Below are 19,411 nucleotides of genomic sequence, written 5' to 3'. Positions count from 1 at the left end.
TCGTCAGCCTCCATCCCTTAAAAAGCTGTTTGAAAAAACAGTGTTTCCTCCTGTTGAGGCTTATGTCAGGATATAGGGACACATTTGTACTTTTCTCCATGGAGGAGAAAACCTCAGGCAGGGAAAGCTGATGCAGATCAAACAGATACACGCCATCCCTGTTTTTTTCAAAAATAGATATACGTCAAGTTGTCGTGATTAAACACGACACTCTGACGTATATTTAGCTGTTATACGATCTAACGCTCGAGTTCAGGGAAAAATTCAAATGGATTTAGCAAAGATTTACAAAAAATTAGTTTCAGACTTTAAAAATAAAACTAAAGATATACAGTTGAATTGGTCTCAACTTAATCAGATCAGGGGGATCAAGCTCATATCCTCTATGTATATTTGGATATTCTTGGTTCCAATAGCTGTTAAGTTATTATCCTTGGCAGATAATGTTGCAACATTGGAAATCTTCAAATATCAATTTGCAGTTCATTTGTCACTACCATTTTCTTGGCAGGTTTTTTATTTTTCAGCGTTATCGTTTGCTTTGGCAACCTTAATTTATCAAGCACGATGTCCGAGAATTATAAAAGAATACCCTACATATTCTTCCTTTGAGATAGAAGGCAAGCCTGAGTGGCACCTTAAGGACTATGCACATGACATTGGCCTAGATTACAGCGATTACCGGGAAACAATGGAGTATGCAATGGAAGACGGTCATATTGAAGTTTTAGAAGGGAAAGAATTTACCCAAAGCCTTTTTTGGAATATTCACCATAAAGCAGACAAAGAGAGGAATATTTCTTTCACTATCTGCCTGTCTGCATACGTAATTGGTTTTATCCTTATTGGCTGGGTTGTCATTCAAAATTTTGTATGGGTTATCAATTATCTTGCTGAGTAAGAAAGTGGTTCCGTATAACAAGGGTGGCCACATCAGCCAGCAAAGCTGGCTAGGACAGCCGCTGCGCGTCTGCCCGTGCCACATGCGTTAGGCAATCATATACATGGATGCATAGAATGGATTTTCTTGAATTTTTAGCATCGGCCATAGACTCCTTAGCATGGCCTATCCTAGTTGGCTCGCTTATCTACATATTACGCAAGCCGGTGGGAAAGCTTTTGGATCGAGTTTCTCGTTTCAAATACAAAGATCTTGAAGCGGAGTTTCGAGAAACATTGGAAGATATTAGGCCTGCAGATGAAGAAATTATAGAGCCTGAGCCTGTTGATACTACCAATCCCGAAACGGTCTCTCTTTCAGAGCTAGCAGAGGTTTCGCCCCGCGCAGCAATAATGGAGGCTTGGATAAAGATAGAAAAAGCCACCGAAAATTACCTTGTAAGCTCAGGTTTAGAAAAGAAGTACTCCTATCAAGGCTTGCGTAGACTACCTTCAAATATCCGTAGTCCAATTGAGCATATATTGACCCAATACCAAGAATTACGTTTGCTAAGAAACAAAGCGGCACATGCTTCAGACTTTGATTTAGATTCATCTTCTGCACGAGAGTTTATCCGGATATCAGGTTATGTTGTACGTGAAATAGAAGGGGCAGCTCGTGATCTTGCCTAACAATCCAAGTCAGCAGGAAGTTAGCGAAACTAGCGCCTCTGCTAGAAGCGTTAGTCTACTGGTACTCTCGTCATTCATTAAAATTTAAAAAGGAAAGCTATGACAGTCGTAGTTTCGTGGACAAGGAAAACCAAAACTGGTCGCGAGCTGTTGGTAATGTCAGACAGTAGGCTTAGTGGCGGGAAGTGTTGGGACTATGGCCCAAAGATATTTGGAACAGGTCGAAGTGATGCTGTAATCGCTTTTGCCGGTGATACAGCTTGGAGTTATCCTCTTATCGCACAAGTCACATCCTATGTAGAGTCTTTTATTAACTTACGAGAGCGGGTGATAGATTTCATTGATGTTCGCGATAAAATAATTCGTATGTTGAACGAATCGCTCAGTTTTGTTTCCGATGCGGCGGATCCGTCATTGGAAGTGCCTGATTGTGAGTTCATTTTTGCTGGCTATTCAGCTCGTAAGCAAGATTTCATCCTAAGCAGAATTGTCTTTCACTCTAAGCGTCGAAAGTTTGAAATTCGGGCGGCAAAAAAAATCAATGGTGAGTTATTGACTATAATCGGTGATAAAGGGCCTCTTAGTGCCATTTCTCGTCGTATATCGAAAAAAGTAAAAATGCACACTGAGAGTGACTTTAAACTGGATATGGTGCCTTCCGAAGCCTTTTTCGAAGTTCTTTTATCTAGACATTTTCGAGAAATTGGTGGTGCTCCACAACTAACTAAGCTTTACCAGCATATGAATCAAAAACACTTTGGTGTTTATTGGCCTCCTGAATTACGAATTGAGGAACAAAAGATTTATCTTCGCGGTCGGGAGTTAGGGGATTTTGAAGTTTTGGATCACCCATGGGTATTTGCCCCATCAGAAGGCAAGCTTTACTGGCATGATTTTTCTCCAGGTGCTGATGCTGTCCAAGGAGCATTTAATGAACTCCTTAATAGGTTGGGTGAAATGGCTCATCTACAAGGTAATGATCTAGTCAGAGACGATGTTGAGTTCAGCGCATAACAAGCGCAGGCACAATCGCCCACTCCGTGGGCTGGACCTCCAAACCGCTACGCGGTTTTCCGGCCTGTGCTGCGGGCGTTATAAGTAATCTCAGAATTAGACTTAGGAATAGAGAATGAAATGCTCGGTATATATTGCTACAAGTGCTGATGGATACATCGCAACTCCCGACGGAGGCGTGGACTGGCTCCATAGTGCAGGGAACTCGGAAGCAGATATGGGTGACCACGCTGACATGGGTTTTGTCGCATTTATGGCATCGGTGGATTGCATGGTCATGGGGCGTAAGTGCATGGAAATGATTTCTAATATGAATCTGTCTCCTGAACATTGGCCTTATGGCGATACTCATATCGTCGTTTTGAGTAACACTATAAAAACACCGCCCGAGAACCTTAGGGGCAAAGTAGAGATGTTCTCAGGTGAAATTACTGATTTGGTAAGGGAGTTGGACAGCAAAGGATTTAAGCACGCTTATATTGACGGTGGCTCTACAATCACCTCGTTTCTCAATCGTCGTCTCATTGATGAAATGACAATAACTAGGGTTCCTCTGCTGTTGGGGGATGGTATTCCTCTTTTTGGCAAACTCGACAACCAAATAAAGTTGGTGGACTCTGAAGCAACGGCCTTTGCAAACGACTTTGTTCAAGTAAAGTACAGAGTAAATTACTTATAACAAAATGTTATACAAAAATATAAATGCAATAGTCAGGAAACTTAGATGCCAAAGAACATAAACTCTGAATCACCACCTGATGTTGCGTTTTTCACACTCAATGGCTCATGGCTTGGCTTATATGGTCGTAAAGCATTAGCGGAAGATGCAGAGATTTCTGCCGAAGGTACTGGGTTCGAAGGGTTCACGTTAGCTCACAATGTCGAATCAGAAGAAGAGGTTGATCGGGTCGTTGCGCAAGCGGTATCGGCAGGGGCAACCTTGGTTAAGCAACCTCAAAAAGTGTTCTGGGGGGGCTACAGTGGTTACTTTAAAGATCTCGATGGTCATCTGTGGGAGGTGGCACATAATCCGCTGTTCTGGGTAGGGCCTAAAGATCAGGAAACATAATAAAGGAATTAGGTGCGGACAGAAGCGATGGTGCAAATATGTGAAACTGAGCGGCTGATTATTAGGTCGTTGTCCCTCGGTGATCTGCCCGAGTTAGCAGACATTCTCAGTGATCCTGAAGTAATGAAACACTCGGTTAAGGGTGTTTGTGATGAAGCTGCCACTCGTAAATTTATAGAGTGGTGTTTAGCTTGTTACGCGTCACAAGGGGTTGGGCCGTGGGCACTCATTGATAAGCAAACGTCAGAGCTTATAGGCTTTTGTGGTGTTGGGCCTGAGAAGGTCGATGATGCAGAGGTGATCAACCTTGGCTACCGCCTGGCTAAACGCTATTGGAACAAGGGGATAGCCTCTGAGGCGGTCAGAGCTGTTTTAGATTTCGCCTTCGTAAAGAAACAGTTCCACTCTGTGTTCGTCATCATTGAACCTGAGCATCTGGCCTCGTTGAGGGTGGCTGAAAAAACTGGATTTTCCAGTTTCGAATCTATCGATTTTCACGGTCGATCAGTGCGGTTGTATCGAATGACCTCCGATCAGTGGGAATCAGATCAAGACAATATCGTGGACGTGACCAGCGAGTGATAACAGACGTTGAATAACCGCTCCACTTAAACAATCAGGGATCAGATGAAAAAAATACTCTTAATCTTAATCGTGGGTTTTGTTGTTTATGGATATTTTGAAAATAATCCGAAACTTTTAAATTCATCGGTTACTGCAAATCATGCCAGTGACCAGCAGATTGCTGATGCATTTCAAAAGGGTATTAGTGATCTACAGGTGCAGGGCTCTGGTGAAGTTATCCGGATTCTCCCTGATGATACGGTAGGCAGCCAGCATCAAAAATTCATTTTAAAATTGTCTTCTGGTCAGACACTTCTTATCTCACATAATATCGATCTTGCTCCGCGAATAGATGGTTTAAATAAAGGTGATTTTGTCGAGTTCTATGGAGAGTATGAATGGAATGCTAAAGGTGGAGTGGTGCATTGGACTCATCATGACCCACGGGATACCCATGAACATGGGTGGTTGAAGCATCAAGGCACGCTCTATCAATAATTTTATTCTTACCTATAACGGCCAATCAGCGTAATTGGGCTTCTAGCTTAAAAATAATACAGACAGTGATAAATGGGGGCACCCATTAGTCGCTTTGGTCGTGTTCGCTGTGATATTGGCCAATCTGGAGGGGGCTAACTACACGAACATTGCGTTGTGGTTGTTGGCCCTGTTCATCTTCATCGGAATAATGGACGTTAGGACAACGAAAGTAGTTCTCGATGCTGACCAGCTAGAGATTATCTCTAACTTTCGCTGGGAAACAGTCCCACGGATTGAACTGGTTCGCGTTGCCTCAGAGAAAGGTGCGCCTACTGCGCTTGAGATAAGAGGGGTGGCTTAATCGCAGGTAGAGTGCATATTAGTCGTTCAACTTTTGTCCGTTCATGTCGGTTGCATGCCCCTCCTAACAGATCAATGATACTTGTCCTTGAGCGCTCTTTTTATGCGATGCAGCGCCTGTTCGTCGCCGTCCAGAAAGAGGGATTTCGCTGTTCCATCACATCAGGTCATGGAGGTCTTCTAATATCTAAATAGAGGTCACCGTGTTAGTATGCATGACTTATCTTTTTCTCCTCGATAAGTTGACACTCTCGCTGTCGATTTTGTGATTTCAATCCATCTTCTTTGAATTCATTTCATATCACCGACTTCCGACCCAGTTGGGTCTCATCCAATGGAAATATGAAATGAATATAGAAATTATTACGTCTCGAAATTCTAAATTAAAGGAAACTGGTTTTGGTTCGTTACATGCGTGTGATGACGTTCTGGGCTCTATAGAAGGTATGGGGCATTCTGTTTTAGTGACCATTTGTGAAACGCTTGAAGATTTAGAAAACGTTGTCAGACGCGCCCCAGATATGGTGGTTTTGGCAGCTAAGTACATGCCAGTTGAAGGGCGGGACGATATGTGGTTTTCAGACTATTTTGAACAAAACCACATCACATTTTCGGGATCAAATCGTGAAACACTGAGGTATGACTCAGATAAGGTCTCCGCTAAAGAGCGCCTAACAAATCTAGGTATTAAAACCGCAAAGTATTTTACCGCGATACCCGATCAGTATCAGTCAGAAGAGGAGTTGCCGATCTTATTTCCGCTGTTTCTTAAGCCATTAGATGCCGCTAATGGAAATGGCGTTGATGACAGCTCTTTTGTTGAAAGCTTTAGCGAATTTCGCGAAAAAGTATTGTCTTTATATGAGATATACAAGCAGCCAGTGTTAGTAGAAGAGTATTTAAGTGGTAGAGAGTTTACGGTGGCAGTTATTAAGAACGGATCTGGAAAAATAACAATATCTGCAATCGAAATAGCTCCTCCTGAATCGTCAGGAGGGTTAAAGATACTTGGAGCCGCCGCCAAGATGAGTGATACAGAAACACTTAAAAAAATCGAGCCCCATGATATTGCATCCGTTAATGCACTGGCCGTTGCCTCTTTTCAGGGGTTAGGTGCTCGAGGGTTTGGCCGGATTGATGTAAAGATGGACGGTCTCGGGGTCTGTTATTTTATGGAAGCTAATCTGGTTCCCGGAATGAACCACGGTACCAGCTACTTTCCACGAGCATGTGAAATCGAAAATAAAATTTCATATGACGATGTTATTAAACTCATACTCGATGAGAGCTTTAAAAGAGTGGGTGTCGAGAGGGAATATAACAAAAAACTCAGATAGGTCTGAGATCAGAGTGCATCGTGGCCTCCATCGTTAAAAAATAGGGTCGGGTCATCAATTTTTAATATCTGCGTCATATAAAGAGGGTTTTATAGACAGGTCTGTGTGTGCAGACGGTTATGAAATCGATCAGGGTAGAATAATGAGTAGCAAGCTTAGGTTGGATGATCTGGTATTAGATTATGAGGATCACGACAGTGATTATCATAGTGAGGAGCAGGGGGCTCGCCAGAGAAAGAAACAGCAGAAAAATAAACGCCGAAAACCGCTGGATGATTATATGGCACAGCGTGCAATGAAGCGTCAGCTGTCAGAGCCTTTCGAACATTGTTAATTTAGCGGTTCCCCCCCCCAAAAAAAAGAGCTACAGGTATGACCGGTAGCTCTTTTTGGTTTACAGCCCTAAAGCCGCTAGTTCCGTCGGTGGTGCTCATCCGTTATAGGCTTTGCCTGAATAAAACTTTGTAGGAGCGGTGTCTCACCGCGAAAGTCATGTGTAATGATCGCGGTGGGACACCGCTCCTACGGATATGGCATTGAATGTATCAAGAAAATAAATTTCGAAGAGCCTGATATCACTGCAGTAGTGAAATGCCCCCTTAAGGTGGCTTATGCAAAGCTACCTTCTTTAGAAGGGGATTCTTTAGATACCGGTGGTGGCTATTTTTTACGTGATTTACGACCAATCACCTGAGTGCGTGTTGCCTTATTGGTGCGTTTTTTCGGGCCTTTCTTATGGATCCGCTTACGTAGGCCTTCACGATTACCCACCTCATAGCCTTTACGGAAAATCCGGCGAATGGGCGCACCGATCAGGCGTTCGATGCTGTCGAGGGCGTTTTCCTCTTCACGGCTGACAAAGGAGATCGCTTTTCCTGTCTGACCCGCACGGCCGGTACGACCAACGCGGTGGACGTAATCTTCCGCCAGGTAGGGAAGGTTGTAGTTCACAACATGTTCAAGCCCCTGAATATCAAGACCACGTGCTGCCACTTCGGTCGCAACTAGCACCTGTATCTTACCCGCTTTGAAATCGGCAATGGAACGACGACGAGCGCCCTGGCTCTTATCGCCGTGACAGATGACCGCTTCAATTCCGTCATATTTCAGGTCCATCATCAGTTCATTAGCCTGAGCCTTGGTGCTGGTGAATACCAATACCTGGAACCAGTTCTCTTCCTGAATCAGTTCTGCAAACAGGTCTGCTTTTCGTTTCTCTTCAACCGGGTAGACCACATGTTCTACGGTTTCAGCGATGGTGTTCTGGCGCGCAGCACTGACTTTTTCAGGGCGTTTCAGAATATGGCGTGAGAGTTTATGAACCGCTTCAGAGAGGGTTGCAGAGAACAGCATGGTCTGACGGGAGGCTGGGGTTTGATCCAGAATCGCCATCACATCCGATACAAAGCCCATATCCAACATACGGTCAGCTTCATCAAGGACAACAAACTCAGTAGTACCGAGGTTCACACTGCAGGCAGTGATATGTTCGATCAACCGCCCAGGGGTAGCGATCAGGATATCAGCGCCACGGCGTAGTTTTTTCTGTTGGGTTTCAAGATTAACGCCACCGTAGACAGAGAGTACACGCAGGCCAAGGTGCAGGTTGTAGCGACTGATCGTCTCATCCAGCTGGCGGGCCAGTTCTCGGGTGGGGGTCAGAATGATGGCACGTACCTGTCCTTCACCGAGTTCAGCAGGGTTATCCGCTATCTTTTGCAGAATCGGGATCGAAAAAGCGGCGGTTTTACCGGTGCCTGTCTGTGCGTTGGCCAGCAGATCTTTACCGCGTCGACCAGGCACAATCGCTTGTTTCTGGATCGGAGTCATATCAGAGTAGCCGCACTCATCCAGCGCCTGCTGAATCGATGGATGAAGGTCTAATGCTGAAAATTTCATAGGGTGCTCTCTGGCTTGCGCGGAAAACCGGCGATTATAAAACAAATCTAACTATTTAGTTACCGGATTTTAATATCGGCTCGGGTTCACATAATTAAGTTGAATATGCAAAATCGCGCAGGTTGATTTATAGTAGGGGCAATCTGTAACCTGCTGAATTGAGAAGATAAATGGGATTGGCTGACGATAAAAAATTGTCGATTGTTTTTCGAATCGAATCGGGATGTTTAGGGCCTGAAGGCAATTCTCATGTCGATCAGTTCTGCAGCTACGCACAAAGCCGGTTTGAGAGCTTGTTTCCAGCCTATCTCAACTGGGTTGTGGTTCCCCGGCATGATAAGACATTGCCTGAGATGGATTTTGCCATTAACGGCCGTCAGTTAGGGCGCGAACACGCTAAACGTTACCTGGCTCATTTCGATCAGGAGATCGATCAGTTCGAAATGAACGTATTTGATGAACTCCCTGAGATGATCGACCAGTATTTCGGGCGATAACCGTTAGGACTCAGACTTAACTGTTTTCGATTCTAAACCCGATCTTCAGGGTGACCTGAAAGTGGCCAATCTGCCCATTATGGATATGGCCACGGGTCTCAATCACCTCAAACCAATCCATATTCTTAATACTCTTGCCGCACTCGGCGATCGCATTTTTGATCGCTTCATCACTGCTGGTAGGCGATGAGCCTACAACTTCCACTTTTTTATAGGTGTGATGGTCAGACATGTTCAGCCTCCTGCAATATGTAGGGTCTTACCCGTTAAGCCTAGACGATAACAGGCCAAGCACAATTCAAAGCTGTTCCATGTTTGTGTTAATCGGTTAGCACTGTCAGAGGTTTTACTGTGTTACGGATGGGAGATAAAAAAGCCCTCTGTGAAGAGGGCTAAAGCTAGCTGAGAGCTGCTAGTGCATAGGAAAGGGGAACTGCTTATCGGCCACCGGCACCCTGGCGTGATTGTTCGCTGTTACTCACCAGAATACCCGTACCCAGTCGATTGATCTCTGCCCAAAGGTCTGGATCGATATCGATACCCAGTTCAACGGTCTTCGCTTTGTTGACCGCAACCTGTTGCGAGTCCAGATAGATGGCCTGAGTGTTACCTTTAGACTGTTGCAGGGATGAGGTCAGATCGACACGGGAGCTGCAGATGATTGTCAGCGCTTGTGCATCCACTTCACTCATTTCAAGATCGGTTGTCGCCTCGCTGTAGCAGGGGTAACGATCACCCGCTTTGATAGCCGCAGTGTGCTCGGTAACCACTGAGTTTCCGTTCTGCCAGTAAGCGACCACACTGATGCCACGACGACCACAATCGGTAAGTGCTTTAAGGATGAATTTACGGTTGTGACAGTTGTGAACGGTAATGGTCGCAATACCGTTTTCCAGTGCTTTTGCGTGGGCCAGATCAACCGATGCCGCGATACAGTTAAGGGCGCTGCGGCCCTGACTGTCGATAATGGCGGAGGTGCGATCTTCGTAGACGACACTACTCAATACCTTTTCGCGATCAGCATCGATATAGGGTAGGGCGCGTTTAAACTCCTCCAACCCTTTCAGGCCATGTTTCTCCAGCCAGAGAATCATATTGGCGGCATCTTCATAGTTACCCACGAAATAACCTGTTGCTTCAAAGCAGCGTCGCAGGGCTGCATTGAGTTCATTCATCGAAATATTCATGATGCATCTCCCTGCTGTTTGGGTGCTAATGGCATAAACCAGTCATCGTTAAAGGGTTGGCCGATCTCATCAAGTAGAGGGGCACCCTGGAACATCGTATTCCGGACCCAAAGTCTGGAGCGTGGATCAAATTTGCTGACACCGAAGAAAGCCAGCTTACAGCGCAGCAGGTGCATCGGTAGTACGTTCTCATCCAGCAGGTTAGCTTGAATATCACCGTAGATGCAGCGATTCATACTCTGGATGCGGCGAACAATACCGCGCATCTTAGGATTGGCGACCATGAAACGTGCCGTCGTATGCTCAGGGTGAGATTTCAGATAATCGCACAGTAAGCCGTAGCATTTGTGAACCGCATAACCCACACCCAGCGCCATCTGTTTGTCTTTCGCTTCCAGATCGGCAGCACTGCCTATACGGGGTTCCATCTTCTCTTCGGAGCGATACCAGCAGGTTTCACGTGCACCTTGAGCGGTAAAGTCGATCTCAAGCGCCCAGTTGTAACGGGTCTCAATGACTGACTTCAGCGTTTGCAGAGGCATCAACGGATCAAGATCAAGAAACTCCTCTGCATTGTGGAACTCCTCCAGTTCGTCCACCAGCTCGGGGTAAAGCTCGAGCATGATGGATACCAGCATCTCCTGACCCTGCAGTGAGCAGTGTGCTTCGCTCCATGCGAGCAGATCATTCCAATCACTAAAAGATTGTTCAACGTAGGTTTTCAGCGCCTGAAGATCCTGGACAACGGTCAGATTGTTATTGCTTTGCCACTCATCTTCCGTTTCTGTTTCACGGGTGTGGTTCTCGCAACGATCGATCAGTTCAAGTAACAGGCCCTTAGTTTTGGGACCGATATAGCCAAGGGAGCGCACTTTGGCCAGAGCCAGTTCACGCATCTCGATCCACTGGTTAATCAGAAGTGGATGGTTGACCAGGTAGGGGGCCATCCCCAATCCAGTGGAGTTACCGATGCCGAAGTAGCGTTTTATCTCCGCTGCCATCGGTTGGAATGTCTCCGCAGAGCGGTGTCGGGCAATATGCTCCGCCTGGATAAGGCTGAAATTGCGTAGCATCAGGCAGACAAACATCTCGCCAGCAAAAGGTCGTGCAAAATCGATATGTTTACTGCGTACTTTTTCCCAGTCAGCCATACCCAGCTTGCCGCTGCCATAGACGGCTGTTGTACGGTATAAGTAGCCCACTTTTGCGATCTTCTGAACATCTGGTTGTTTGCCCTGAGCCAGTTGATCGACTACGTAATCGAAGTTGCGCGCGCTGCGATTTGCCCGTGAGAGAACAAATACGCGTGAATCTACCCGTCCAGCTTCCTGTTTGGGAACATTCTGGCGAAGCTTTTCCAGATAAACCTCATCTACAGCACCTTCGACCAGTGCCATAGTCAGATCCCATTTAGTGGCGATGACGCGGTCATTACGCTCTTCAGGAGAGAGGTGATCGGAAAAGAGTACAAAACTGAAAAGGCCATGGGGTGCCTGAACACTGTAAACCACAGTGCCGTAGCCATTCTCATCAAGCTGAAAAACAGCCGGTGTGATCTGCCAGCGTTCGGTCATAATGCGGCGTACTAATGTCCGCATAAAACTGAGACGGCTTTGGTGCAAGGCGCCCAAACGCTCTAGGTCCATAACCTGACTGGCTGGGCGAAGCGGTAGCGCCTGTTCGCCTCTGAGTGCGGTTTGGATCGATGCAGGTGAAGTCATTATTATTATCCTCGTGTGCTACACATCTTAATTTTTTATTTTCCGGCGTTATATCCGGTGGCAGCATAGATGTGTGGAAACCAATCAACTCTTATTCTCTGTGGGTTTCGCATTCATTATTTTCTACAGAGAGAGCCACACCTTATGGTTAAGCTTTAACCCTAATCACGGTGTTAACAAATCAGAGCGTTAAAAAACAGAATCTGATTATCACCATCCGGTCGGAAAAACCGTTCTGGCAACACATTCATCATGGGCTAAAAAGCTTTGTTCACACAAATCAAAAGGTTATATCATTCGATAAGCAGAACTTATCAAACTGAGTTAACCCATTATTTTTTCTATGGTTAGCTTCAGCTGAAACAGCAATGACAAAGTAAAAAATCAGCGCGCACGGTGCAAAACGAAGGGCGAATTGAGGATCTCCGACACCGCAGTGGGTGAGAGGCAGGTTTAAAGCAGCGAGGCTTGACCGCGTTGGCGCTTTAGATGATCATGGCTATGTAATTAATCAACATCACGCTGGAGGGTAAACATGATTGTAGTCAAAACCTTCCGGGCAGTAAGCTGAATTTAGCCTTCGCTGAATTTTCTGCCCGGTGTTATAGCCGGGGCACCCAGCCCCAGATAACTCATTTATCGGACGCACTTTACTGCTGCGTCAGGGCTTATTATGACTACAATTTACCCACTATCCCAACTGGGATGGAACGCTTTTTTTCAACAACAACTCACCCTTGATGAGTACACCGCCGCGACCCCAGCCCGGATAATCGCAAAGCATCGCTCTCAGCTTGAGATCTACACTGAGCAGGGCAGGCAAAAGCTCATCGTTACCCCGCATACGGCAGAAATCAATGACCTGATGGTTGGTGACTGGGTTCTGTTACAGCCTGACGGCACCTTTCATCGTATGCTGGAGAGACGATCCCGTTTTACCCGTAAGGCAGCAGGAAAAAACACTAGCATCCAAAATATCGCTGCGAATGTAGATACCGCTTTTATCACAACCGCGCTCAATCAGGATTTCTCATTGAACCGGATTGAACGTTATCTGGCGCTAGTCAGTGAAGCGGGGGCTGATGCAGTGGTGGTGCTCACTAAAGCAGATCTTTGTGATAACCCCGATCATTACCTGCATCAGGTGCGTGCTATCGATCCGATGCTGATGGTTGAGGTGGTCAATGCACTGGACCCTGAGAGTACAAGCGTGCTTGATCCCTGGTGTTCTCCAGGAAGTACAGTCGCACTACTAGGCTCTTCGGGCGTCGGTAAATCGACACTGGTGAATACCCTGTCAGGAAAGCAGGATCAGCTCACCGGTTCAGCCAGATCGGCTGATGATAAAGGGCGGCATACGACAACGGCGCGGTCACTGCACTTTATTCCTGATGGCGGTGCACTTCTGGATACGCCGGGGATGCGAGAGCTTCAACTGGTTGGATGTGAGGCGGGTATTGATCAGGTATTTTCTGATATCAGTGCGTTAGCCACACAGTGTCGTTACAGTGATTGTCAGCATCAAACTGAACCCGGGTGTGCAGTTCAGAAAGCAGTGAATGCTTCGGAACTGGATCCACGCCGAGTTGAAAACTACTTCAAACTTCAGCGAGAGCATGCGTTCAACGCAGCCAGTTTGGCCGAAAAGAGAGCTAAAGATCGCTCTCTGGGGCGCTTCTATCGGTCAGTTAAGAATGAGGTGTTCCAGCGTAAAAAAGGTGATCATTACTGACCAGTCAGGTTGTGTACTGGGGACTCAGTGCACAACCTGTTAGCTGACCCGGCTCGGGTTTGTCTCAAAGGATCGATCTTAAACAGCGGCTCAGCTGTTTGCTTGAGTGAGTATAAACTCGACCAGTGATTCTGCAGCGGGTGTCAGGGAGCGGTTGTTCAGCTGGATGATCCCGATTTTGCGAACAATATAAGGTTCTGTCATGGGGATAAAGACCAGCTCACTGTTATGCTGTGGAAAGGCAAAGCCGGGGAGAGTAGTGATCCCCATACCTGCTTCGAGCATCGCTATTAGCGAGATCATATTAGAGATATAGAACTGAGAGTTGGCCAGTAGCGGTTCTGCATCCGTTTCTCTGAGTAAGCGGGAGGTGCCGTTACTGATCAATCGGTGTTGTTGTAACTCTTCCCAGTTGACCTCAGTTTTTTCCGCCAGAGGGTGGTCCTGTCTACATACAACACCGATCTGGTCCTCCCAGATCGGTGTAAATACTTTATCGGAATGCTCTTTTTCCTCCCACATGCTGGCAATCCCAAAATCTACCTGCTGGTTCTCCACCATTTTCAGTACCGCACCAGCATTATCATCATAAAAGCTGATATGCAGATTCGGTGCGTTCTCAACAAAGCGAGAGAGTATGCTGGGAAGCATTCGGCTGGCGATAGAGGGGACAGAGGCAAGACGCAGGTGACCGGTTTTGTGCTCTGCGAGCAGCGTCATATCCTGAGAAACCCGGTCATGGTGCTCGATCAGTTCTTTGGCTTTAGGTAGGAAATACTGACCAAAGGGTGTCAGTTCCGTTTTCGCTGTTTTGGCGTTGCGCTTTTCAAAAAGTGATTCGCCCAGCTTGTTCTCAAGATCACGGATAGAGAGCGAGATAGCCGGTTGTGTCCGATGGGCCTTCTCCGCAGCGGCATGAAAACCTTTAAGCTCTGCTACCCAGACGAAATGACGTAACTGCGTGATCTTTAACTCAGGAAGCATCGGACACTCTCTCTTTTATTGTTGTATCGGTCGTTAATCAGCATCCCTGATATAACGGGTTAACTCCGTAACCGTTGTCATTTCAATATAAAGATAAGGATTACTTATCGTCAAATATTATTTATTAATTTTTATTATCAGCTCGTGAGCTCTAAGATGAATTCAACAACTTAGTGGAGGTAAATATGTCTGATTCAGTTTTTCGTAACTTTATAGCTGGTGAATGGGTAGAAGGTACTGGCAGTGTGGCAAACATCAGCCCTGCTGACACCAGCGATCTGATTGGATATTACGCTCAGGCTGACAAAGCACAGACGGAAGCAGCTATTGCTGCAGCACAGGCTGGCCAGGAAGAGTGGGCTAAAAGTGGTTTGGAACAGCGCTATTCTGTATTGATGGCGATCGGTGATGAGTTGATCGCACGTAAAGATGAGTTGGGTGAGATCCTGGCACGCGAAGAGGGCAAAACACTGGCTGAGGGTGTCGGTGAAACTTACCGCTCCGGCCAGTTCTTCCACTACTACGCAGCTGAAGTACTGCGTCAGATGGGTGAGACCGCAGAATCGGTTCGCCCAGGTATTGAGATTGAAACCCGTCGTGAGCCTGTAGGCGTTGTCGGCATTATTACTCCCTGGAATTTCCCGACGGCAACCGGTGCATGGAAGATCGCGCCAGCGCTAGCATTTGGTAATGCGGTTGTATGGAAACCTGCCAATCAAGTGCCTGCCTCTGCATGGGCGCTGACAGAGATTATCTCTCGCCAGAATCTGCCTGCGGGTACTTTCAACCTGGTGATGGGCCCTGGCTCTCAGGTTGGTGATGTACTGATCAACTCCCGTGATATTAACGCACTGACATTCACAGGTTCTCTGGAAACTGGCCGTAAAGTTGCCGCAGCTACCGCTGTCAATCTGGTCAAGTGCCAACTGGAGATGGGCAGTAAGAACGCTTTGGTTGTGTTGGACGACGCTGATCTTGATAACGCAGTTGAGTGTGCGGTCGGCGGTGCTTACGGCGGTACCGGTCAGAAATGTACTGCATCTTCCCGTCTTATTGTCACCGAAGGTATTCACGATCGTTTTGTTGAAGCGATGGTTGAGCGCATGAAGAAGTTGGTTGTGGGTCACCCATTGAAAGAGGGCGTCAATATCGGGGCGGTTGCTGATGCCCGTCAGATGGAGCAGAACCTTGATTATCTGGAGCTGGCTAAGAAAGAGGGCGGCAATCTGGTATGCGGTGGTGAAGTGCTGTCTGAGGAGACGGAAGGCTACTACATGCAGCCGGCACTGTTCACTGAAACCACTAATGAAATGACCATTAACCGTGAAGAGGCGTTCGCGCCGATCGCCTGTGTGATCAAGGTTAAGGACTACGACGAGGCGCTGGCGACACTTAACGATACCAACTTCGGTCTGACCGGTGGTATCTGTACTCAGTCATTGAAATACGCATCTGACTTCAAGCGCAACGCCAAGACAGGTTGTGTGATGGTGAATTTGCCGACTGCAGGTACCGACTACCACGTTCCGTTTGGTGGCCGTAAAGACTCCAGCTTTGGTCCTCGTGAGCAGGGTACCTACGCGAAAGAGTTCTACACCGTTGTTAAAACGACTTACATCAGTGCCTGAAACAGCATCGAAAGGTAACTGTTATGCATAATGAATTAATAGTGATCGATGGCCTGCAGTATTCCAACTGGAATCGCCAGATCTTCGAACAGCTGCGTGAGGGCGGTGTAACGATGGTGCATGCCACCATCGTTTACCACGAGCAGATTCGCGAAACTCTGATGCGTATCGCCGAGTGGAATCGTCACTTCGAGATGAACAGCGATCTGATCATGCCGGTGAAAAGTGCGGCTGATATACGTACAGCAAAAGTGCTCGGTAAAGTGGGCATTATGTTTGGTGCGCAGAACTGCTCACCGATTGAAGATGATATCGGCATGGTTGAGGTGATGCGTGAGCTGAACCTGATGATCATGCAGCTGACCTATAACAACCAGAGCCTGTTGGCCTGTGGCTGTTATGAAGATGAGGACAGCGGTGTGACCCGGTTCGGTCATCAGGCGATCAAAGAGATGAACCGTGTTGGCATGATTGTCGATATGAGCCATAGCGGCGAGCGTAGCACGCTGGAAGCGATCGAGATCTCTGAAAGACCGATCGTGATCTCCCATGCAAATCCCCTGAGCTTCCATGAAGCGAAGCGCAACAAATCAGACAAGGTGCTGAAAGCGTTGGGCGAGTCCGGTGGTTTGCTAGGTTTCAGTCTCTATCCGTTCCATCTGAAAAATGGTCCCGATTGCACGTTGAACGATTTTTGCGACATGGTTGCGAGCACCGCCGATCTGATGGGGATCGAACGGATCGGTATCGGCACTGATCTCTGTCAGGAGCAACCGATCTCTGTGCTGGAATGGATGCGCAACGGCCGTTGGTCGAAAGAGATGGATTATGGCGAAGGGTCTAAATCCAATGCGGATTGGCCTCGACCTCTCTCATGGTTCCGTGACAGTCGGGATTTTCCAAATATCACTCAGGGATTGATTGATCGTGGCTTCAGCGCAGATGAGGTCGCACGCATCATGGGACTTAACTGGCTTGAGTTCCTGGAGAAGGGGCTCACCCCTCAAAACTGATTTAACGCCCTACGAAGGCCTGGGTCAGCCTCTCTGCTCCAGGCCTACCTGATAACTAATAAATATAAAGATCCGTCAGGAGAACTAAAATGAGTAACACCATGCAAGTTTCTGTGGATGAACAACCGCCAATGACCGACAGTGAGGCCGCCGTGAGTGATAAACACTTTCTATCAGGGGTTGATCTTCCTGTCTTTCTGATCAGTGGTGGTGTTCTGGTGCTGTTTGCAGCACTGGCCATCTACGATATCGAGATGGTTTCCGGGCTGGTTAATACCGCCTTTGCAACATCAACTAAATATTTCGGTGCCTACTGGCAGGTACTGTTACTACTAACCTTTGTGATCGGCCTATTCCTGACGGTGGGTCGCACCGGTTCGGTTGTATTGGGAGGTGTTAAAACTCCTGAGATGCCAACCTTCCAGTGGATCTCGGTGATCATGTGTACGCTGCTGGCCGGCGGGGGTGTTTTCTGGGCTGCAGCAGAACCGATGGCGCATTTTACTTCTGCTCCACCTCTATTTGCAGGTGAAGAGAGTGGAACGACTCAAGCAGCATACAATGCGTTGGCGCAGAGCTTTATGCACTGGGGCTTTTTGGCCTGGGCAATTTTGGGAAGCCTGACCGGTATCGTGTTCATGTACCTTCATTATGAGAAGGGATTACCACTGAAACCGAGAACGCTGCTTTATCCTGTATTTGGCGACAAAGTGATGACCGGACCTTTAGGTGCGATCGTAGATGCGAGCTGTGTATTAGCGGTTGTTGCAGGTACGGTTGGCCCGATCGGATTCCTGGGGCTGCAGGTGAGCTTCGGTCTTGAGAAGCTATTCGGTATTCCAAACACCTACACTACCCAGGTAATGATTCTGGTGGGACTGATCGGAATCTATACGCTGTCAGCTGTCAGCGGCGTGACTAAAGGGATTCAGATTCTCAGTCGTGCCAATGTGATCCTCGCAGTCATTCTGATGGCGTTCATTCTGATCTTTGGTCCAACCTCTTTTATTATCGATAGCTACCTGCACTCATTTGGCATCTATCTGGATCAGTTCATCCCGATGGCGACCTTCCGTGCCAGCCCAGGTTGGTTGGACTGGTGGACAGTGTTCTTCTGGGGTTGGTTCCTGGGTTATGGGCCCCTGATGGCGATGTTTGTCGCGCGTATCTCTAAAGGACGCACGATCCGTGAGATGGTCTTGCTGATCTCAATTGTTGCCCCTGTGATCACCTGCTTCTGGTTCACTATCGTTGGCGGAAGTGGTCTGGCTTTTGAACTGGCTAACCCGGGTGTGATCTCTGAACCGTTTACCGGTTTCAACCTGCCTGCTGCGCTGCTCGCGATCACTGAACAACTGCCGATGGGTTTCATTATCTCAGTGTTGTTCCTGATCCTGACAACGATCTTCGTTGCTACAACCGGTGACTCTATGACCTATGCAGTGTCGATGGTTATGACAGGCACAGATCATCCACAGAGCGGTGTGCGCGTGTTCTGGGGGATCATGATGGGTGTGGTTGCTGCACTGCTGATCTCAATCGGATCCGGTGGTATCTCAGCGCTTCAGTCGTTCATTGTAGTGACCGCTGTACCGGTCTCTCTGGTACTGCTGCCATCTCTTTGGACAGCACCACAGATCGCTCGAAAAATGGCTGACGAGCAGGGCCTATAACTCCTCATCTGGAGATTAAGAACGAAGCGGCATCTGCCGCTTCCTATCTATCAAGTTAAATAGTGAAACATTATGAAACAAGCTGTTAAAACTGAATTATTCGCATCTAAAGCGCCTCTGGAATGGGCGGTTATTGCTAATGGTCAACTCTCCACTGCACAGATTCCAATCGATGCAGAGGGGCAGGTAGTTGATGGGGGCATAGAAGCTCAGGCACGCCAGACAATGGATAACTTCAAACATACAATTGAAGCAGCAGGTCTGACGATGGCGGATGTGACTCAGGTCTTGATCTACGTAACTGCCCGTGACCAGCTACCGGTCTTCAATAAGGTTTATGCTGAATATTTTGAAGCCCCTTATCCAAACCGTGCTGCGATGATTGTGGCAGGGCTTGCTCGAGAAGAGATGCTTTGCGAGGTGGTGGCATACGCTGCCGTGCCTTAACGATTTACCTAAGACTCCTAGTCATTCCCTTTATGCCAGCATGATTGCTGGCTTTTTTCTTATAGATCAGTGTGTTACGCGGTAAGTATTACTTATTGAATGATAAGTTTTTCTTAGTGGTTTGTGACTTTAGTCTAAATTAATATCCGCAGCGAATAGCATTCTAAACTACTTTCAAGCTCGTCAGTTCTGGCGTGTATTTCGGGTATCAGGGGGGCTTTAAGCGTTCTCTCA

Annotated in this window: 21 protein-coding genes; 16 read left to right on the top strand and 5 right to left on the bottom strand. The window is 47.3% G+C overall.

Annotated elements, in window-relative coordinates; translation table 11 throughout:
- The first annotated feature begins 268 nt into the window (after window positions 1-268).
- The 10 genes from Q0882_RS05400 to Q0882_RS05355 all read left to right on the top strand — a co-directional run bounded on the left by Q0882_RS05400 (window position 269) and on the right by Q0882_RS05355 (window position 6,730).
- Window positions 269-901, top strand: coding sequence for a hypothetical protein (locus tag Q0882_RS05400; RefSeq protein WP_299178866.1), 633 nt, complete (start codon window positions 269-271; stop codon window positions 899-901).
- A gap of 116 nt (window positions 902-1,017) precedes the next feature.
- Window positions 1,018-1,572, top strand: coding sequence for a hypothetical protein (locus Q0882_RS05395; protein WP_299178864.1), 555 nt, complete (start codon window positions 1,018-1,020; stop codon window positions 1,570-1,572).
- A 99-nt stretch (window positions 1,573-1,671) separates the two neighbouring features.
- Window positions 1,672-2,586: a hypothetical protein gene (locus Q0882_RS05390; protein ID WP_299178862.1), complete on the top strand. Its 915-nt coding sequence runs from the start codon at window positions 1,672-1,674 to the stop codon at window positions 2,584-2,586.
- A gap of 115 nt (window positions 2,587-2,701) precedes the next feature.
- Window positions 2,702-3,265 (top strand): dihydrofolate reductase family protein, encoded by a 564-nt coding sequence (locus Q0882_RS05385; protein WP_299178860.1) that lies wholly within the window; start codon window positions 2,702-2,704, stop codon window positions 3,263-3,265.
- Window positions 3,266-3,310: 45 nt separating this feature from the next.
- Window positions 3,311-3,655: a VOC family protein gene (locus tag Q0882_RS05380; protein ID WP_299178858.1), complete on the top strand. Its 345-nt coding sequence runs from the start codon at window positions 3,311-3,313 to the stop codon at window positions 3,653-3,655.
- A gap of 12 nt (window positions 3,656-3,667) precedes the next feature.
- Window positions 3,668-4,237 (top strand): GNAT family N-acetyltransferase, encoded by a 570-nt coding sequence (locus tag Q0882_RS05375; RefSeq protein ID WP_366915911.1) that lies wholly within the window; start codon window positions 3,668-3,670, stop codon window positions 4,235-4,237.
- A 45-nt stretch (window positions 4,238-4,282) separates the two neighbouring features.
- On the top strand, window positions 4,283-4,717 hold the full coding sequence (locus Q0882_RS05370) for a DUF3465 domain-containing protein (protein ID WP_299178856.1): 435 nt from the start codon (window positions 4,283-4,285) through the stop codon (window positions 4,715-4,717).
- Window positions 4,718-4,817: 100 nt separating this feature from the next.
- Entirely contained in the window at window positions 4,818-5,060 is a 243-nt protein-coding gene (locus tag Q0882_RS05365) for a hypothetical protein (protein ID WP_299178854.1), read from the top strand.
- 346 nt (window positions 5,061-5,406) lie between these two features.
- Complete coding sequence (locus Q0882_RS05360; RefSeq protein WP_299178852.1) at window positions 5,407-6,396, top strand: hypothetical protein; 990 nt, start codon at window positions 5,407-5,409, stop codon at window positions 6,394-6,396.
- A 142-nt stretch (window positions 6,397-6,538) separates the two neighbouring features.
- Window positions 6,539-6,730, top strand: coding sequence for a hypothetical protein (locus tag Q0882_RS05355; RefSeq protein WP_299178850.1), 192 nt, complete (start codon window positions 6,539-6,541; stop codon window positions 6,728-6,730).
- Between the two features lie 326 nt (window positions 6,731-7,056).
- Here Q0882_RS05355 and Q0882_RS05350 read toward each other — a convergent pair whose 3' ends face one another.
- Window positions 7,057-8,295: a DEAD/DEAH box helicase gene (locus Q0882_RS05350; RefSeq protein ID WP_299178848.1), complete on the bottom strand. Its 1,239-nt coding sequence runs from the start codon at window positions 8,293-8,295 to the stop codon at window positions 7,057-7,059.
- Window positions 8,296-8,465: 170 nt separating this feature from the next.
- On the opposite strand from Q0882_RS05350, the gene Q0882_RS05345 reads away from it, so the two are divergent.
- A complete protein-coding gene (locus Q0882_RS05345) occupies window positions 8,466-8,792 on the top strand; it encodes a hypothetical protein (RefSeq protein ID WP_299178846.1) in 327 nt (108 codons plus the stop codon).
- A gap of 16 nt (window positions 8,793-8,808) precedes the next feature.
- Here Q0882_RS05345 and Q0882_RS05340 read toward each other — a convergent pair whose 3' ends face one another.
- The 3 genes from Q0882_RS05340 to Q0882_RS05330 all read right to left on the bottom strand — a co-directional run bounded on the left by Q0882_RS05340 (window position 8,809) and on the right by Q0882_RS05330 (window position 11,700).
- On the bottom strand, window positions 8,809-9,024 hold the full coding sequence (locus Q0882_RS05340) for a dodecin (protein ID WP_299178844.1): 216 nt from the start codon (window positions 9,022-9,024) through the stop codon (window positions 8,809-8,811).
- 205 nt (window positions 9,025-9,229) lie between these two features.
- Window positions 9,230-9,979, bottom strand: a complete 750-nt coding sequence (locus Q0882_RS05335; protein ID WP_299178842.1) for a DUF3726 domain-containing protein — start codon at window positions 9,977-9,979, stop codon at window positions 9,230-9,232.
- Window positions 9,976-11,700, bottom strand: a complete 1,725-nt coding sequence (locus tag Q0882_RS05330; RefSeq protein WP_299178841.1) for a hypothetical protein — start codon at window positions 11,698-11,700, stop codon at window positions 9,976-9,978. Before Q0882_RS05330 ends, Q0882_RS05335 begins: the two co-directional genes overlap by 4 nt.
- A 673-nt stretch (window positions 11,701-12,373) precedes the next feature.
- On the opposite strand from Q0882_RS05330, the gene rsgA reads away from it, so the two are divergent.
- Window positions 12,374-13,432 (top strand): ribosome small subunit-dependent GTPase A, encoded by a 1,059-nt coding sequence (gene rsgA / locus Q0882_RS05325; RefSeq protein ID WP_299178839.1) that lies wholly within the window; start codon window positions 12,374-12,376, stop codon window positions 13,430-13,432.
- A gap of 90 nt (window positions 13,433-13,522) precedes the next feature.
- On the opposite strand, the gene Q0882_RS05320 is transcribed toward rsgA, so the two are convergent.
- A complete protein-coding gene (locus Q0882_RS05320) occupies window positions 13,523-14,416 on the bottom strand; it encodes a LysR family transcriptional regulator (protein ID WP_299178837.1) in 894 nt (297 codons plus the stop codon).
- Between the two features lie 185 nt (window positions 14,417-14,601).
- Between Q0882_RS05320 and Q0882_RS05315 the strand changes: the two genes are divergently transcribed.
- The 4 genes from Q0882_RS05315 to Q0882_RS05300 all read left to right on the top strand — a co-directional run bounded on the left by Q0882_RS05315 (window position 14,602) and on the right by Q0882_RS05300 (window position 19,177).
- Window positions 14,602-16,044 carry an aldehyde dehydrogenase family protein gene (locus Q0882_RS05315; RefSeq protein WP_299178835.1) on the top strand — a complete coding sequence of 481 codons (1,443 nt, stop codon included), beginning with the start codon at window positions 14,602-14,604 and terminating at the stop codon, window positions 16,042-16,044.
- A 23-nt stretch (window positions 16,045-16,067) separates the two neighbouring features.
- The gene (locus tag Q0882_RS05310) at window positions 16,068-17,057 is read left to right on the top strand and encodes a dipeptidase (protein ID WP_299178833.1); all 990 of its coding nucleotides are present in this window, start codon (window positions 16,068-16,070) and stop codon (window positions 17,055-17,057) included.
- Window positions 17,058-17,146: 89 nt separating this feature from the next.
- On the top strand, window positions 17,147-18,730 hold the full coding sequence (locus tag Q0882_RS05305; protein WP_299178831.1) for a BCCT family transporter: 1,584 nt from the start codon (window positions 17,147-17,149) through the stop codon (window positions 18,728-18,730).
- 72 nt (window positions 18,731-18,802) lie between these two features.
- Window positions 18,803-19,177, top strand: coding sequence for a RidA family protein (locus Q0882_RS05300; RefSeq protein WP_299178829.1), 375 nt, complete (start codon window positions 18,803-18,805; stop codon window positions 19,175-19,177).
- The last annotated feature ends 234 nt before the right edge of the window (window positions 19,178-19,411 follow it).

Origin of the sequence: uncultured Neptuniibacter sp. (genome assembly GCF_947498015.1) — a bacterium.
Classification (GTDB): Bacteria; Pseudomonadota; Gammaproteobacteria; order Pseudomonadales; family Balneatricaceae; genus Neptuniibacter.
This window is presented reverse-complemented; position numbering and strand designations above follow the sequence as displayed.